This is a genomic window from Micromonospora costi, assembly GCF_003626655.1.
GTDB lineage: Bacteria > Actinomycetota > Actinomycetes > Mycobacteriales > Micromonosporaceae > Micromonospora > Micromonospora costi.
The window spans coordinates 775,435-791,023 of the sequence record NZ_RBAN01000004.1; the positions used below are offsets into that span (position 1 = coordinate 775,435).

15 protein-coding genes are annotated in these 15,589 nt (G+C 70.9%); 7 read left to right on the forward strand and 8 right to left on the reverse strand.

Translation table 11 applies throughout. The features are described from left to right. Positions 1-97 precede the first annotated feature (97 nt). On the forward strand, positions 98-943 hold the full coding sequence (locus tag D7193_RS33950; RefSeq protein ID WP_206611974.1) for a sensor histidine kinase: 846 nt from the start codon (positions 98-100) through the stop codon (positions 941-943). After that, a complete protein-coding gene (locus D7193_RS33955) occupies positions 940-1,605 on the forward strand; it encodes a response regulator (protein ID WP_206611975.1) in 666 nt (221 codons plus the stop codon). Before D7193_RS33950 ends, D7193_RS33955 begins: the two co-directional genes overlap by 4 nt. 76 nt (positions 1,606-1,681) lie before the next feature. On the opposite strand, the gene D7193_RS25510 is transcribed toward D7193_RS33955, so the two are convergent. Then, complete coding sequence (locus tag D7193_RS25510) at positions 1,682-2,854, reverse strand: Cmx/CmrA family chloramphenicol efflux MFS transporter (RefSeq protein ID WP_120782078.1); 1,173 nt, start codon at positions 2,852-2,854, stop codon at positions 1,682-1,684. 370 nt (positions 2,855-3,224) lie between these two features. Here D7193_RS25510 and D7193_RS25515 point away from each other — a divergent pair, with 370 nt between their 5' ends. Continuing rightward, positions 3,225-4,172: a DUF389 domain-containing protein gene (locus D7193_RS25515; protein ID WP_120782079.1), complete on the forward strand. Its 948-nt coding sequence runs from the start codon at positions 3,225-3,227 to the stop codon at positions 4,170-4,172. 83 nt (positions 4,173-4,255) lie between these two features. On the opposite strand, the gene D7193_RS25520 is transcribed toward D7193_RS25515, so the two are convergent. Continuing rightward, positions 4,256-5,023: a helix-turn-helix domain-containing protein gene (locus D7193_RS25520; protein WP_174242722.1), complete on the reverse strand. Its 768-nt coding sequence runs from the start codon at positions 5,021-5,023 to the stop codon at positions 4,256-4,258. Between the two features lie 80 nt (positions 5,024-5,103). Here D7193_RS25520 and D7193_RS25525 point away from each other — a divergent pair, with 80 nt between their 5' ends. Continuing rightward, the gene (locus D7193_RS25525; RefSeq protein ID WP_120782226.1) at positions 5,104-5,523 is read left to right on the forward strand and encodes a nuclear transport factor 2 family protein; all 420 of its coding nucleotides are present in this window, start codon (positions 5,104-5,106) and stop codon (positions 5,521-5,523) included. 385 nt (positions 5,524-5,908) lie between these two features. Next, on the forward strand, positions 5,909-7,333 hold the full coding sequence (locus tag D7193_RS25530) for a M1 family metallopeptidase (RefSeq protein ID WP_120782080.1): 1,425 nt from the start codon (positions 5,909-5,911) through the stop codon (positions 7,331-7,333). 53 nt (positions 7,334-7,386) lie between these two features. Here D7193_RS25530 and D7193_RS25535 read toward each other — a convergent pair whose 3' ends face one another. From D7193_RS25535 to D7193_RS33535, 5 genes are all read right to left on the reverse strand, one after another. Continuing rightward, positions 7,387-7,755, reverse strand: a complete 369-nt coding sequence (locus D7193_RS25535) for a DUF3037 domain-containing protein (RefSeq protein ID WP_120782081.1) — start codon at positions 7,753-7,755, stop codon at positions 7,387-7,389. Continuing rightward, on the reverse strand, positions 7,752-8,510 hold the full coding sequence (locus tag D7193_RS25540; protein ID WP_120782082.1) for a HipA family kinase: 759 nt from the start codon (positions 8,508-8,510) through the stop codon (positions 7,752-7,754). The genes D7193_RS25535 and D7193_RS25540 overlap by 4 nt, the downstream gene beginning before the upstream one ends. A 111-nt stretch (positions 8,511-8,621) precedes the next feature. Further along, positions 8,622-9,500: an AraC family transcriptional regulator gene (locus tag D7193_RS25545; protein WP_174242724.1), complete on the reverse strand. Its 879-nt coding sequence runs from the start codon at positions 9,498-9,500 to the stop codon at positions 8,622-8,624. Between the two features lie 130 nt (positions 9,501-9,630). After that, entirely contained in the window at positions 9,631-10,407 is a 777-nt protein-coding gene (locus D7193_RS25550) for a MerR family transcriptional regulator (RefSeq protein WP_120782084.1), read from the reverse strand. A 4-nt stretch (positions 10,408-10,411) separates the two neighbouring features. Next, complete coding sequence (locus D7193_RS33535) at positions 10,412-10,549, reverse strand: hypothetical protein (protein WP_158674859.1); 138 nt, start codon at positions 10,547-10,549, stop codon at positions 10,412-10,414. Positions 10,550-10,747: 198 nt separating this feature from the next. Here D7193_RS33535 and D7193_RS25555 point away from each other — a divergent pair, with 198 nt between their 5' ends. Both D7193_RS25555 and D7193_RS25560 read left to right on the forward strand, forming a co-directional pair. Then, positions 10,748-11,974, forward strand: a complete 1,227-nt coding sequence (locus tag D7193_RS25555; protein ID WP_120782085.1) for a serine hydrolase domain-containing protein — start codon at positions 10,748-10,750, stop codon at positions 11,972-11,974. A 327-nt stretch (positions 11,975-12,301) separates the two neighbouring features. Further along, positions 12,302-14,149, forward strand: a complete 1,848-nt coding sequence (locus D7193_RS25560; RefSeq protein WP_120782086.1) for a glycoside hydrolase family 15 protein — start codon at positions 12,302-12,304, stop codon at positions 14,147-14,149. Positions 14,150-14,183: 34 nt separating this feature from the next. On the opposite strand, the gene D7193_RS25565 is transcribed toward D7193_RS25560, so the two are convergent. Continuing rightward, positions 14,184-15,575: an FAD-binding oxidoreductase gene (locus D7193_RS25565; protein ID WP_120782087.1), complete on the reverse strand. Its 1,392-nt coding sequence runs from the start codon at positions 15,573-15,575 to the stop codon at positions 14,184-14,186. Between the last annotated feature and the right edge of the window lie 14 nt (positions 15,576-15,589).

Here is a 15,589-nt window from a genome sequence, read left to right on the forward strand (position 1 = left end):
GCATCCGGGCCCGCGCACATCGGACCGCTCTCGGATCCCGACGGCCGCGTCGGCCCGTGGGCTCTCAGACCCTGGTCTGAGAACTACAGTCGGCGTGGTGAACGCCCATCCGCGCCCCGCTCTGCGGTCCAGGGCCGTGCCGGTGGTCGCCGTGGTGATCAGCGTGCTGACGATGGCCATGTGTACGGTCGGCGCGCAGGGCCCGCTCGCGGTCGTCCTGCCGCCGCTGATCGTCGGCGGCGCCGTCACTGCCGCGGTATGGGCGGTACGCCGGTCACGCGCCGACCGGGCGGCCTACGAGTCGCGGCTGACCGCCTGGGCCGCGTCCGAGGCGGTGCTCGCCGAGCGGTTGCGGATCGCCCGCGACCTGCACGACATCGTCTCGCACGGCCTGGGGCTGATCACCGTCCGCGCGGCGGCCACCCGGCACCTGCCCAAGCCCGCCGAGGTGGCGGTGGCGCTCACCGACATCGAGGACGCGAGCCGGCACGCGACGGCCGAGCTACGCCGCATGCTCACGGTCCTGCGGGAGCCATCGGCCGCCGGCCGCCGCGCGCCGGTGGACAGCCTCGAGGATCTGCCCGGCATCGTGCACGGGGCGTCGCTCGTCGGGCTCCGGGCACGGCTGACGGTCGCGCCACTCGGCGCGGTGTCACAGGGCGTACAGGTCGCCGTCTGCAAGACCGTGCGGGAGGCGCTCAGCAACGCGGCGCGGTACGCCGGGCCGACGGACGTGGGGGTGCGGGTGGACCGGGACGGGACGTACGTGGTGGTCACGGTGGCCGACACCGGCCCGGTCGACGGGTGGCGGGCCTCGCCGGGCGCCGGTCACGGGCTGGCCGGGTTGCGGGAGCGGATCGGCAGCCTCGGCGGCACGCTGTCGGCCGAGCCCGTCGACGGAGGCTTCCGTGTCACCGCGCGGATCCGGGACGAGGCGGCGTGAGCGGGATCCGGGTGCTCCTGGTGGACGACCAGGCGCTGCTCCGACGCAGCCTCGCCATGATCATCGAGAACGAGCCGGACCTGGATGTCGTCGGCGAGGCCGGCGACGGTGCGCACGCCGTGGCCTGCGCCCGGACGAGCCGCCCCGACGTCATCCTGATGGACGTCCGGATGCCGCACCTCGACGGCCTCGTCGCCACCCGGCGCATCTGCGCCGACCCGGCGCTGTCCAGTGCCCGCGTCCTGGTCCTGAGCATGTTCGAGCTCGACGAGTACGTCTACGAGGCGCTGCACGCGGGCGCATCCGGTTTCCTGCTCAAGGACGCCCGCCCCGACGAGCTGATCGACGCGATCCGCCGCACCCACCGTGGTGAATCGCTGTTCGCGCCGTCGATCCTCACCCGGCTCGTCGCCCACTACGTCACGGCGCCCCGACCGGACCGGCCGACGCCCGCACTGCGAGGGCTGACCGGCCGTGAGGTCGAGGTGCTCACGCTGATCGGCGGCGGCCTGTCGAACGACGAGATCGCGACCGCCCTGGTGATCTCGGTGAAGACGGTGAAGACGCACATCACGCACCTGATGGCGAAACTGGCCGTCCGGGACCGGGCACAGCTCGTGATCGCCGCGTTCGACGCGGGGCTGGTACGGCCACGCCGCTGATCCCGATCCGTAGCGGCGACGGGACCGATCCGCCGGGGCGTCGCCGCCCTCTGCGGTCGACGAGAGCGTTCCTGGGTCATCGGATCGCCGGGCGGACGCGGGGCGCGACCAATCGCCGGAGCGGCAGGGCGATGAGCAGTGCGACCGCGACCAGGACGGCGCTGACCCGGACCGGGCCGAGGTCGCCGGCAGTTGCCCCGAGGGTCGCCGCGCCGACGACGGGGCCGCCGGCAGCACCGATGTTGAGCGCCGCGGTCGCATACGACCCGCCCATGGTGGGAGCCCCCGCCGCCTCGTAGAGCACCCTGGCGATCAGGGTGCTGCCCAGCGCGAAGGACAATGCTCCCTGCACGAAGACGAGGAGCAGGAACGCCACCGGCTGGGCAGCCAGGGCCGCCAACGCGACCCAGCCGAGCAGCAGCAACGGTCCTCCGGCCGCGATCACGATGCCGGGACGCTGATCGGAGAGCCGTCCCGCGAGGGTGACGCCGACGAAGGACCCGACGCCGAAGAGCACCAGGACGACCGGCACCCACAGCTCGTCCAGGCCCACGGTGTCCGTCACGATCGGCGCCAGGAAGGTGAACGTGGCGAAGGTGGCGGCGTTGACCAGGGCGCCGAGCAGCATGACCAGGACCAGCCTGGGCTTCGCGAGCTGGGCGATCTCGCCGCGGAGAGACGAGCCGACCGGAGCGTTCTCAGGGATCCTTCCGGGAATTCCCTTCACGACGCCGAAGGCGGCGGGCAGGCAGAGCAGCGCGATCGCCCAGAAGGTTGCCCGCCAGCTCAGCACCGTGCCGAGCACGGCGCCGCCCGGAACTCCCGCGATGGTGGCCACCGTCGTACCCGAGAGCAGCACCGCCAGCGCGCGCCCCTTCCGATCAGACGCGACGAGCGTGGCCGCGGTGGTCAACGCCACGGCCAGGAAGCCCGCGTTGGCCAGGGCGGCGATCACCCGGGTGACGAGCAGAACCGTGAAACTCGCCGTGAGGGCGCCCACGACGTGGGTCACGGCGAAGGCCAGCACGAAGCACAGAAGGCTGGTCCGGGCCGGCCAGCGGCGCGCAAGCGCCGCCATCAGCGGCGCGCCGACGATCATCCCGACCGCGAACGCCGAGGTCAGGAGCCCGGCGGCCCCGATCGACACGTCGAGGCCCGCAGCGATGTCCGGCACCAGGCCGGCGAGCATGAACTCCGAGGTGCCCATGGCGAAAACCGCCACGGCAAGCAGATAGAGCGGCAGAGGCATCAGGAACTCCGAGGTGACAGACAACGAGAGGAAGACGTCTCGTCACCGCGGCCAGCGCCCCGAGGGTGCGCGCGACTGTCCCGTCCGATGCAGAAGAGACTGCGAAGAAGCGGACCGGAAACTCAGCGGTTCAGGGGGCTGACGGCGTGACCGAAAGCCCCCACCGTGGATGCCTCAGGGCTCGACATGACGCCGACACTACTCAGACCCTCCGGTCATCCCGCAACCGAGTTCCGTTCGCGTCGGCGACGTCGCGTCCCACCACGACGCCCCGGGGCCGTTCACGCTCCGCACCTGCCGCCGGTCGACCGGTAGAGTCGCGGCGGCCGGACGGCGAGCGAGGACCGGCCAGTCGGCCGAGGGAGAGAACGTGCTGCACCTGAGGGTGATCGCGACGCCGGATCAGTCGGCGGCTGTCACCGATCTGCTGGCCGCCGAACGCGGCGTGACGCATCTGGTGGTGCTTCCGGGCGCTGCCCGTCAGCCCGCGGGTGACCTCATCACCTGCGACGTGGTGCGGGAGAGCGCTGACGGCGTTTTGCAGGGCCTGCGACGGCTGGGCGTGGAGGCGCAGGGCGGCATCGCGGCCGACGACGTCGAGCTGGCCATCTCGGTGGCCGCCGACCGCGCGGCGCGGGAGGCGCCCGGCAGCGGCGTCGACGCGGTGGTCTGGGACGAGATGGCCGCGAAGACCGGGGAGCAGACCGAACTGAGCGGCACCTACCTGGTCCTGATCATCGTGGCCACCATGATCGCCGGGATCGGTGTGCTGCTCGACCAGCCGATCCTCATCGTCGGCGCGATGGTGGTCGGCCCCGAGTTCGGGCCGCTCGCGGCGATCTGCGTGGGGCTCCTGCGCCGGCGGTTCGACACCGTGTGGCGGTCGCTTCAGGCCCTCGTGGTGGGTTTCCTCGCCGCCATGGTGGCCACGGTGCTGAGCACCTGGGCGCTGACCGCCGTGGGCCTGGTCGACCGGGAGATGCTGCTGGCCGACCGTCCGCTGACCAGTTTCATCTGGCGCCCGGACGCGCTCTCCTGGGTCGTCGGGCTGCTGGCCGGGGTCGCCGGCATGCTCTCGCTCACCTCGAAGAAGTCCGGCAGCCTCGTCGGGGTGCTCATCTCGGTCACGACGGTGCCGGCCGCCGCGAACGTCGCGGTCGCCGGGGCGTACGGCGTCTGGGACGAGGCGGGCGGCTCCGCGATCCAACTGGTCATCAACGTGTCCGCGATCGTGCTGGCCGGGCTGCTCACCCTGGCCGCGCAGCAGCTCTGGTGGTGGAACGTGGCGCGTCGCTCCCGACGGCGGGTCGCCGCGTGACAAGCGACAGGGTCCCCTCGGCCGCTGCCCGGGTCGCCTCAGCATGACCCGTCAACGCAATCGATCTACCGCCACAGGCCGCTCTACCCGGTGAAGTACGCCGCGCTCTCCGCGTCCGCCGGGTAGTAGGACTCGATCGCGATCTCGTCGACCGTGATGTCCATCGGAGTGCCGAACGTGGTGATGGTCGAGAACAGCCGTAGCTCTCGTCCGTCCACGCGAAGGATCATGGGGATCACGACGTCCGCGTCGATCCGCGGGCGCGACGCCTCGTCGGGTTCGGGCGCCAACAGTTCGTCGTAGAGCGCGGCGAGTTCGGGGTCGGGAGCGCTGGCGAGCTGGCGTGAGATCCGGCTGCGGAACACCGCGCGCACATCGGCGAGGTTGACCACGATGCGAGCGAACCCGCGCGGGTCCAGTCCCAGCCGCACCAGGTTGACGGGCGGTCGCAGCAGGTCGGGATCCGCCTGTGCGAAGAACGGGTCGACGGCGCGGTTGGTCATCACGATGTTCCACCGGCAGTCGAAGACCACTGCCGGATACGGCTCGTGTGCGCGGAGGACCCTGCGGACCGCGTCGTGGACGGCCGACATGGTGCGGTCGTCGAGCGGACGCTCGGCGTACCGGGGCGCGAAGCCTCCGGCGAGCAGGAGCCGGTTGCGATCACGTAGCGGCACGTGGAGTTGATCCGCGAGTCGGAGGATCATCTCGGCGCTCGGCTTGGACTTACCCGTCTCGACGAGGCTGACGTGACGGGCGGAGACGTCCGCCGCGATCGAAAGATCCAGTTGGCTGAGGCCGCGCCGGTGTCGCCACCGCCGCAACTGCTCTCCGACCGTGTGCACGATCATGAAGCGTACGCATCATGGGGGCGGACGCCATGACATCCGAGTTCATCGACAGTCGGGGCGGTCGCGGAGACACTGCGTCGGTGACTACCGAGAACAAGAGCATCGTCCAACAGGCGCTGGCAGGGCTGATCGCGACGGGTGACGTCGACGCGCTCGCCCAGTTCCTGAGTGACGACTTCGTCCACCACAGGCCGGGTTCGACGACATCGACCAAGGGAGAATGGCTCGCCGCCGTTCGCGCCGCGCTGGTGCCGCTCGTCGGCATGCAGGTCGAGATCCACCAGGTGCTGGCCGACGGTGACCACGTCGTGGTGTATTCGCGGCGCTGGCTTCCCGACGGACCGGAGATCGCGGTCGTCGACATCTGGCGGATCGACGACGGGCTGATCGCCGAGGGATGGGAGATCATCGAGCCGACGGCCCAGGTGGCCGCCAATCTGACGTGGTGGAAGGCGCGCAGCGCTGACTTACGCGCACCTATGTCGCTACGGCGCCGGTAGTGGTGGCTCCGGTGGTCCCTTCCTGAAACCGACCCTGGCTTCCGTAGCAGCCGCGCAGCCTCGCTTCTCGCCATCAGCTCGCCAGCTCCCACCAGCCCTGTCCGCTTTCCGGGATTTGTACCACATTGTGGGCATCGTCGATGCTGCTGCCGCCGCACCCAGCCGAACGAGGGCATCCGTTGATGACGTGATGGCGAGCGGCAGGAGGCTCCGGCCGCGGGTCGAGGAGTGGAAGTTCGGACTCTCCGGTTTTCGAGCATTCGAACGAACGGTGACGGCGAGATGGCCCTGCAGACCTTGACGCGTGCGCGTCCGTGCGGGTGGATAGGGCTTACACACCCTGGTGGCCAGCCGCTGCCGTGGCAGTCCAATGGAGAGGATCCACATGACAGTCCCACGTTTGCGCGGTGCCGCGCTGGCAACGGTCGTCCTGGTGACTGTCGGGTCGGTGGTCGCTCCGGCCACGGCCGGCGCGGCACCCGGCGCCCCGGGAACCCCCCGGTACTCGGCCGGTGCGGCGAGCGTCGGCGACCCGTACTTCCCCGACCAGGGCAACGGCGGATACGACGTCCAGCACTACGACCTCGACTTCTCCTACGACCCGGCGACCCGGTTCATGGATGCCACCGCCACCATCACCGCGATTGCCACGCAGGACCTCGACCGGTTCGACCTGGACTTCCGCGGTCCGGAGATCTCCTCCCTGACGGTCGACGGGCATGCGCCCGACTTCGTCCGACGCGGTCAGGAACTGGTCGTCACGCCGCGTCCGAAGCTCAAGACCGGACGCACGTTCACCGTGGTCGTCCGGTACGCGGGCGTACCGGGCCCGATCACCGACCCCGACGGGTCGATCGAAGGCTGGGTGCCTACCGACGACGGCGCCTTCATCGCCGGGGAGCCCCAGGGCGCGCCCTCCTGGCTGCCCACCAACGACCACCCGACCGACAAGGCCACCTTCCGGTTCACCGCGACGGTGCCGGCGGGGCTCACCGCCGTCGGCAACGGCCAACTCCTGTCGCAGAAGACCCGGGACGGCTGGACCACCTTCACCTGGAATTCGACCGAGCCGATGGCGACCTACCTCGCGACGATCACCATCGGCAACTTCGTGGTCACCGAGTCGACCACGTCCAACGGCATCCCGGTCTACGTGGCGGTCGACCCACGGCAGGTCTCCGGGTCCGCCGCCGCGGTGGCACAGATCCCGCGGATGATCGACTTCTTCTCCACGATGTTCGGTCCGTACCCCTTCGCCTCGACCGGCGCGATCATCGACCGGGCGCCCGACGTGGGCTACGCCCTGGAGACCCAGACCAAGCCGATCTTCTCCAGCCCGGCGAGCGTCGGCACCATGGCCCACGAGCTGGCCCACCAGTGGTACGGCGACAGCGTCTCCCCGGAACGCTGGTCGGACATCTGGCTCAACGAGGGCTTCGCCACCTACGCCCAGTGGATGTACACCGAGTACAACGGCGGCGCGTCGGTCAGCCAGACGTTCAACAGCAGCAGCAACTACGGTCGGGCCGCGTCGTCGTCGTTCTGGCAGATCGTCCTGGCCGATCCCGGTCCCGAGGACATGTTCAGCAACATCCCGTACAACCGGGGCGCGATGACCCTGCACGCGCTGCGCGGCAAGGTCGGCGACGACGCCTTCTTCCGCATCCTGCGACAGTGGGCGGCCACCCACCGGTACGGCCACGCCGCGACGGCCGACTTCATCGCCCTCTCCGAGCGGGAGTCCGGGCAGAACCTCGCCGCCTTCTTCGACGTGTGGCTGTACCAGAAGGGCAAGCCCACGACCTGGTGACGTCGGGCCGGGCCCGCGACCGACCCGGGTCGCGGGCCCGCCGAGGTGACGTGTCAGCGGACCAGGACGTCCAGCAGGCGGTCCAGCTCCGCGGCGGGATCGGCGGTCAGGCCCATGTGCACCGGTCCGGCCTGCAGCATGGTGCTGCGCGGGGCGACCAGCCACCGGAACCGCTCCCCCGGCGTCATCTGTTGCGCCGGGCCGGCGCCGGAGCAGGTCCGATCCCAGGATTCCAACGCCCCACCGACTGCGGCCAGGTCCACGTCCGGCGCGAACGCCCGCACCCGCTCGGCGTCCAGATGGGTACGGGCGCCGAGGAAACCGAGGGCCTGGCTGTAGAGGATCACGCCCACGTTGATCTGCTCGCCCCGCTCCACCCGGGGCACCAGCCGGATCACCGCGTACTCGAAGGGTTTCCTCACGCCGGGCTCCCGGTGGGCAGCCAGGAGGCGCTGAGCTCGAGCCGGCGGCTCAGATGGTCGGCGTACGCTGCCCGGGCCTCGTCGGGGGTGTCGAAGTCCGGCCCGGCCAGCCACTCGTCGGGCACCAGCGCGAGCACCTCGGTGATCAGGTCCGCGGTGATCCGCGGCGCCAGCTCGGCGTCGGCCTCGGCGAGCCGGGTGGCGTACGGGGCCAGCACATGGTCGTCGGCCCGGTACGGGCGGCCCACCACCGCGCCGGCGCGCGGCCAGTTGTGGTGGAAGTACAGGGTGGCGCCGTGGTCGATGAGCCACAGCTGCCGGTGCCAGATCAGCAGGTTCGGATTGCGCCAGCTACGGTCGACGTTCTCCACGTACGCGTCGAACCAGACCACCTGCGAGGCCAGCGCCGCGTCCACCGGATGCGCCACCGGGTCGTAGCCGAGCGCGCCGGGGAGGAAGTCCATGCCCAGGTTGGCGCCGCCGCTGTTGCGCAGCAGCTCCTGCACCTCCTGATCGGGCTCGGCCCGGCCGATCACCGGGTCGATGTCCAGCACCACCAGTCGCGGCACCGACAGTCCCAGCCGGCGCGCCAGCTCGCCGGAGACCACCTCGGCGACCAGCGCCTTGCGACCCTGCCCCGCCCCGCTGAACTTGGCCACGTAGGTGCCCAGGTCGTCGGCCTCGACCACGCCGGGCAGCGAACCGCCCTCGCGTAGTGGGGTGACGTACCGGATCCCGGTGACCTGACGCAGCACCCGATCACCCTAGCCCTCCGCCGGTGACGGGCGGTGGCCGGCGGGTCACCCCGTCTGACCGAGCCGGGACCCGTCGCCCGGTAGCGGCGTCGGGTCCCGGCGGGAGACTCGTCAGGCGGGATCCGTGGGCTCGACGGGCAGCCACAGCTCGCAGGTCGCGGTGCTGAAGTCGTCCGCGCGTTCCAGGATCGCGACGATCGCGGGGCCCGGCCGCAAGCGCCACGGGTTGGACGGGAACCACTCGGTGGCGGTCGCCGCCCAGGTCTCCTGCAGGACCCGCGGGTGGGGTCCGGCGGTGTGGAAGACCGCCCACCTGCCGGCCGGTACCTCGATGGCGTCGAGGTCGTCCGGGGCCGGCGTGTCCCGGGAGACGGCGACCCCGTGCAGGTAGGTCAGCTCGGTGCCCTCCGTGCCGTCGGGGTCGACGTCGTCGGAGACCTGCAGCAGGCCGCCGGGCTCGGTGTTGCTGAGGCCCTTCAGCCGCTGGTGCTCCTCCGGCGGCAGGGCGGCGATGTGCTGCTGGATGTGCGGATTGATGCCGTGGTGGATGAGCGGGACCCGGGTGGCGTGTCCGACGAGCCGGAACGCGGGGCGGTCGACGATGCGGGTGTCCATGGGGGTGCTCCCTTCGACGGTCAGGCGGAACCTGAGCTGCGGTTGTGTGCGAAGGGGGCCACCGTCGCGGCGGACGTCACCGGGGCTGGCGCCGTGGACCGTCCGGAACGCACGCCCGAACGCCTCGGTCGAGCCGTACCCGTGCCGGACCGCGATGCTCAGCAGGTCGTCCTCACCCCGGATGACGTCGGCGGCGGCGACGGTCATCCGACGCCGGCGCACGTACTCCGACAGCGGCATGCCGGCCAAAGACGAGAACATCCGCCGCAGGTGGTACTCGGTCGTGCCGAGCGCCCTGGCCAATCCGTCGGCGTCGAACTCCTCGGTGAGGTGCTCCTCGACGAAGTCGACGAGCCGGTTGAGTGCCGAGATCATGTGGCCTCCTCTCGACATCGATCCTGGCCGGCGACCCACCGGCGGTGCCCGATCGTTGCGGTCCGATCCGATCATCCGCTCCCCGCGATGTGCCGGGTGTCTCGTCGCCGCTCCGGCCCAGACGGGGCCGTCACTGATGCGGGATGCCGATGCCGGCCGCGCGCAGGTGGGCCTCGACCAGCACATTCAACCGGGCGATGGACGGTAACTGGTCTTCCCGGTGGTGGTTGACCAGCCCGTACCGGGCGGCGGCGTCGGGCTGACGCTGAAATCCGGCCGGCGTCGCCAACAGCTCGCGGTTGGCCAGCAGCTTGTCGGCGAGCGCGGACGCCAGCTCGTCGATCCGCGGGTCGTCCGGATCCCAGGACCTCGCCTCCCAGCCGCGCTTGGTCAGCTCGACGAACTCGGGATCATCGAGCGAATGTTCGAGCCGGGTCAGGAAGCTGTCGAAGATCGTCGGAACCAGCGCCCGGGCCAGCACCAGGGCCTCCCGTTGAGTGGCCACGTAGTCGGGACCGAAGCCGAGATCGGCGAGGCGGTCCAGGACCGCACAGGCGCGATCGGGCAGCAGGGCCCGGTCGCCGTGGGCGAGCCGATGCAGCGTGTCGCGGCTCGCGATCAGATTCTCGATCCGTTCGGTGAGCTGGCGACGGACGTCGTCCAGGGTGGCGGCGAACCGTTCGGGGCCGGCGTCGAGCAGGTCGGTGATCTCGGCCAGCGGCACGCCCGCCTCGGCCAAAGTCCGGACCTGGACCAGCCGGAGCAGGCTGGCCGACCGGTAACGGCGGTAGCCGGAGCTGTCGCGTTCCGGCTCGGCGACCAGGCCCAGCCGGTGATAGTGCCGCACCGTCTTGATCGTTACGCCGACGAACGCCGCCGCCTGACCGATCGTGAGTCCGTCCGCCATCGGGTCAGCGGACCTCCGGTCCGTGGGCCGCGGCGGTCTCGCTCACCGAGCCGGTGACGGCCCGGAAGCCCGTGGCCGGAATCGCGTCGCGGCCGCCGACGACCGTGGCGCCCACCTTGAGGTACGGGTTGCGGGCTGTCACAGAGGCGAGGGTAACGCCCACCCGTTCCCGATCTTCAGCCTTGTCACCGCCGTTGGCGGGTCAACCATGATCACAACGTGGTTGACCTTGACCTTAGGTCAAGGTGCACGCTCGTCGCATGGCCGCCTCGAAGGGGCCGGTGGCCCGCTCTCGGGCTGCGCCGCACACCCACCGTCACGAAACAGGGAATGGTCGATCATGAGCAAGAGCAACAGCGGATTCTCCACGTCAGGGCTGGACAGGGTGCGCGAGGTGCTCGCACGGCACGTCGAGTCCGGGAAGATTCCGGGGCTGGTCGCACTGGTCAGCCGGGGCGGTGAAACGCACGTCGAAGCGCTCGGGACCATGCGCCATGACGGTGGGTCGCCGATGCGCCGGGACACGATCTTCCGGATGGCCTCGACATCCAAGCCGGTCACGATGGCGGCGGCGATGATCCTGCTCGACGAGTGCCGGCTGCGGCTGGACGACCCGGTGGATCCGTGGCTGCCCGAACTCGCCAACCGGCAGGTTCTCAAGCGGCCCGACGGCCCGCTGGATGACACCGTTCCGGCGCGGCGGCCGATCACCGTACGGGACCTGTTGACCTCCACGTTCGGGCTCGGGGTGGATTTCGAGTTGATGGATTCCCCGATCAGGGCCGCGACCTTCGAGCGGACCGACTACAGCGTGGCCTCCGGGCCGGCGCCCGAGCCGGACGAGTGGATGCGCCGCCTCGGCGAGCTGCCACTGTCGTACCAGCCCGGAGAGCGGTGGCAGTACGACCTCAGCAACGAGGTGGTCGGCGTACTCGTCGCCAGAGTGACGGGCCAGCCGCTGGAGGCGTTCCTGCGCGAGCGCGTCCTCGATCCGCTGGGCATGAAGGACACCGGTTTCCACGTGCCCGCCGGGGCGATCGATCGGCTGCCGACCCTCTACGGGCCCGACCCGCAGACCGGAGAGTTCCACGTGTGGGACGAGCCGGCGGGCGGCCGCTTCAGCGAGCCTCCGGCCTTCCAGGGCGCTGGCGGTGCGCTGGTCTCCACCGTCGACGACTACCACGCCTACTTCCAGATGCTGCTCAACCACGGTGTGCACGGAGGCGATCGGATCCTGTCCCGGCCCGCCGTCGAGCTGATGACCACCAATCGCCTCACGCCGGCGCAACAGGCCGCGCGGAGCGCCATGTACCGCGACATCGTCCATCTGTCGGCCGGCCAGGGATCACACGGCGGCTGGGGCTTCGGCATGGCGGTCTGCACCCACCGTGGCGGCTACGCGCCCATCGGCCAGTTCGGCTGGGACGGCGGCACCGGCACCTCGGCGTACGCCGACCCGGACAACCAGCTCACCGGAGTCCTGCTCACCCAGGTCGGGATGTCCACCCCGGATTCGTCGCGGCTCATCCACGACTTCTGGGCGACGGTCTACCAGGCCATCGACTGACAGCGAGCACCACCGCGCTCGGCGTGGCTGGTTTACGGGCGCACGGACGCCGGGCCGGGCAGGCACAACCGGTCGACGATCCCGTCGGAGACGAGGTCGTCGGCCGAGCGTGCCTGCTCGGCGGGGTGCCGGAGGACGCCGAAGACGGTCGAGAGGTAGCCCGAAGCGCGGCCGTCGCCAGAGGGACCCGGACGGGCTCGCCGATCGGGCCTTGGCCGTCGCGGCGCGCCGGGCCGCGCGAGCGGGTGGCTGGCCGCGAATCGGGCCGAACTCGACATTCCCTCCCCTAGGTTACTGGGTAGGAGGCGGTGGAGACCGGGAGGCGGCGTGGAGAGCTATCCGGCGATCGAAGATCACGGGCTCATCGGCGACCTGCAGACCGCCGCTCTGGTGACGTGCGACGGGACGGTCGACTGGTTCTGCGCGCCGCGCTTCGATTCGCCGAGCATCTTCGCCGCGATCCTGGACCGCGAGCGCGGCGGCTACTTTCGCATCGCCCCGCACGACGTCCGGTACGTCACCAAGCAGCTCTACCTGCCGGGCACTCCGATCCTGATCACCCGGTTCATCAGCGCGGACGGCGTCGCCGAGGTGATGGACTTCATGCCGGTCACCGGCGATCTGGTCACCGACACGCACCGCCTGGTCCGCATGGTCAACATGGTGCGGGGCAGCATGCGGTTCCGGGTGGAGTGCCGGCCCCGGTTCGACTACGCACGGGAGAAGCACGACCTGGAGCGGCACCCGAATGGGTACGTCTTCCGCAGCCGGTCGGCGACGCTCGCCTTCAACCCGGTCGACCCGGTGCGGCGGCTGTTCTCGCAGCGAGGCGACATCCGCTTGGAGGACGGCGACCTGGTCGCGTACGGAATTCTGAACGAGGGTGACACCGGCGGCGTGGTCCTGGAGACGGCCAGCACAGAGCCACGGATCATCCCGCCGGCCGAGGTCGAGGGCATGTTCGAGTGGACCCGCGACTACTGGCGGCGCTGGGTGGAACGTTCCCGCTACACCGGGCGGTGGCGGGAGATGGTCGAACGGTCGGCCATCACGCTGAAGCTCATGACGTACGCGCCGACCGGGGCGATGATCGCCGCGCCCACCGCCGCGCTGCCGGAGCTGGTCGGCGGCACCCGCAACTGGGACTACCGCTACACCTGGGTACGTGACACCTCGTTCTCGGTGCACGCGCTGCTCGGCCTCGGCTTCACCGAGGAGGTCAGCCGGTACATGACCTGGCTGGACGAGCGGATCCGCGAGGCCGGCGACCACCAGGACCCGCTGAAGATCATGTATCGGGTGGACGGCTCCTCCGACCTGCACGAGGAGACCCTCGACCACCTGGAGGGCTACCGCGGCTCCCGGCCGGTGCGGATCGGCAACGGCGCCGCCGACCAGCTCCAACTCGACATCCACGGCGAGGCCCTCTACGCCATGCACCTCGCCGACGAGCAGGGCATCCGCGTCTCACACCAGGTCTGGAAGAGCACCGTACGGCTCGTCGACTGGCTCTGCCACCACTGGGACCGGCCCGACGCCGGCATCTGGGAGAGCCGCCACCACCCCCGCAACTACACCTTCGGCCGGGTGATGTCCTGGGTCGCGCTGGACCGGGCCATCCGCCTCGCCACCCGCACCGGCCGCCCCGGGGACGTCACCCAGTGGGCCGAGCAACGCAACCGGATCTACAACCAGGTCATGGCCCGCGGATACCACCGGGAACGCGGCAGCTTCGTGCAGGCGTACGACGAGGACGTGCTGGATGCGGCGCTGCTCGCCATGCCGGCGTTCGGCTTCGTGACGCCGAGCGACCCGCTCTGGCAGTCCACCCTGAAGATGATCGAGCGCGAGCTGGTCTCCGACAGCCTCGTCCACCGGTACGACCCGATCCACTCCCCCGACGGCCTTCCCGGGCACGAGGGCACCTTCAACATGTGCACGTTCTGGTACGTCGAGGCGCTGGCCCGCGCCGGTCGCCTGGACGACGCCCGGCTCACCTACGAGAAGATGTTCACCTTCAGCAACCACCTCGGCCTGTACGCCGAGGAGATCGCCGCGACCGGTGAGCAGATCGGCAACTACCCGCAGGCGTTCAGCCACCTCTCCCTGATCAACTCGGCGCTGACGCTGAACGACCTGCTCGACGTCGAGGCCGACGCCCGGCGCCGCCGGTAGAGCGGCGGCGGCCCGGGACGTTCGCGACGAGGGTTCACGACCGCGGGGCGATGTTGTGGTTGACGCGGAACATGTTGCGCGGGTCGAAGGCAGCCTTGACCTCCGCCAGACGGCGATAGGTCTCCGGGTCGTAGGCCCGTGCCACCGCCTCGACCGTGGTGTCGTAGCCGGTCAGGAAGTTGGCCTGCTGACGGCCCGTGGCCCAGGGGGCCGTCGCGTCGGCGAGCGCGGCCAACGGCGCACGGAACTCCTCCGCCATGCCGGGCGCGCCGAACGCGGCGGCGGACAGCTGGAAGGCGGCGTCCCGGTTGCCGACGGCGTTGGGTACGCGCGGTTCGCGGGCGAGCGCCCCGCCGAGCTGGCGGATCTCGACCAGCCCCACCGGGGTGTCGACGCCGGGGCCGGCGGTGGCGATCAGCGCCTGAGCGGCCTCCGCGGGAAAGTCGCGGAGCAGGGCCGACATCTCGTAGGTCGGCGCCGGCCCGGGCGGGTCCGCGTGGATGCCGCCGACCCCCGTGTACGGCATCTCGGTCACCGTGTCGAGCAGGGCCGGCGCGGCGGCGCGCAGGTCCGCGACGAGCCGTTGACCCTGCACGGCTGTCCCCAGGTACGCGATCCGCACGTGGACGGTGAAGCGCCCGCGCAGCGGTTCCGGCACCGACGGCGACGACGGTTGCCGCACGAAGGCGAGCGAGACCGACAGCTCCTGCGGGGCGTCGGCAACCAGCCTGCGGAACGCGTGGACCACCTGCTCGACGTGTTCGCCGGCGAAATAGAGCCCGCCGCCGTACAGTCGCGTCACCGGCACCAGCTCCATGGTGAGCGAGGTGACCACGCCGAAGTTCCCCATGCCGCCCCGGATCGCCCAGAACAGGTCCGGTTCATGGTCCGCGTCGATCCGTCGAAGCGAGCCGTCCGAGAGGACTATCTCGGCGCCGTGCACATGATCGGCGGCGAAGCCGTACTGGCGCCCGAGTGTCGGACTGATCCCACCGCCGAGGGCGTAGCCGACCACGCCCACGTTGGGCGACGAGCCGGTCGGCAGCGCCAGGCCGGCCGCGGCCGCCGCGTCGATCAGGTGCTGGGCGGTGACGGCCGCGCCTATCGTCGCCGTACGCGACTCGGCGTCGACATTGACACTGTTCATCCGGCGCAGGTTGATCATGATCGAGCCGTCCGCGGGCACGACCGCGCCGTGCCCCGTGGCGACCACGGCGACCGGCAGACCGTTCGCGTCGGCGAAGCGGACGGCAGCCTGCACGTCGGCGGCCGAGGCGGCACCGACCGCGACGGCCGGGCGTTGCACCAGCGATGTGTTCCAGGTGGCGGTCTCCGCCGCGTACGCCTCGTCGCCGGGGAGCGAAACCGGGCCCGCGACCTCCGCGGCCAGCCGGCCCAGATCGTCCCGGCCGATCGCGTCCGCCATTTCCGTACCTTCCT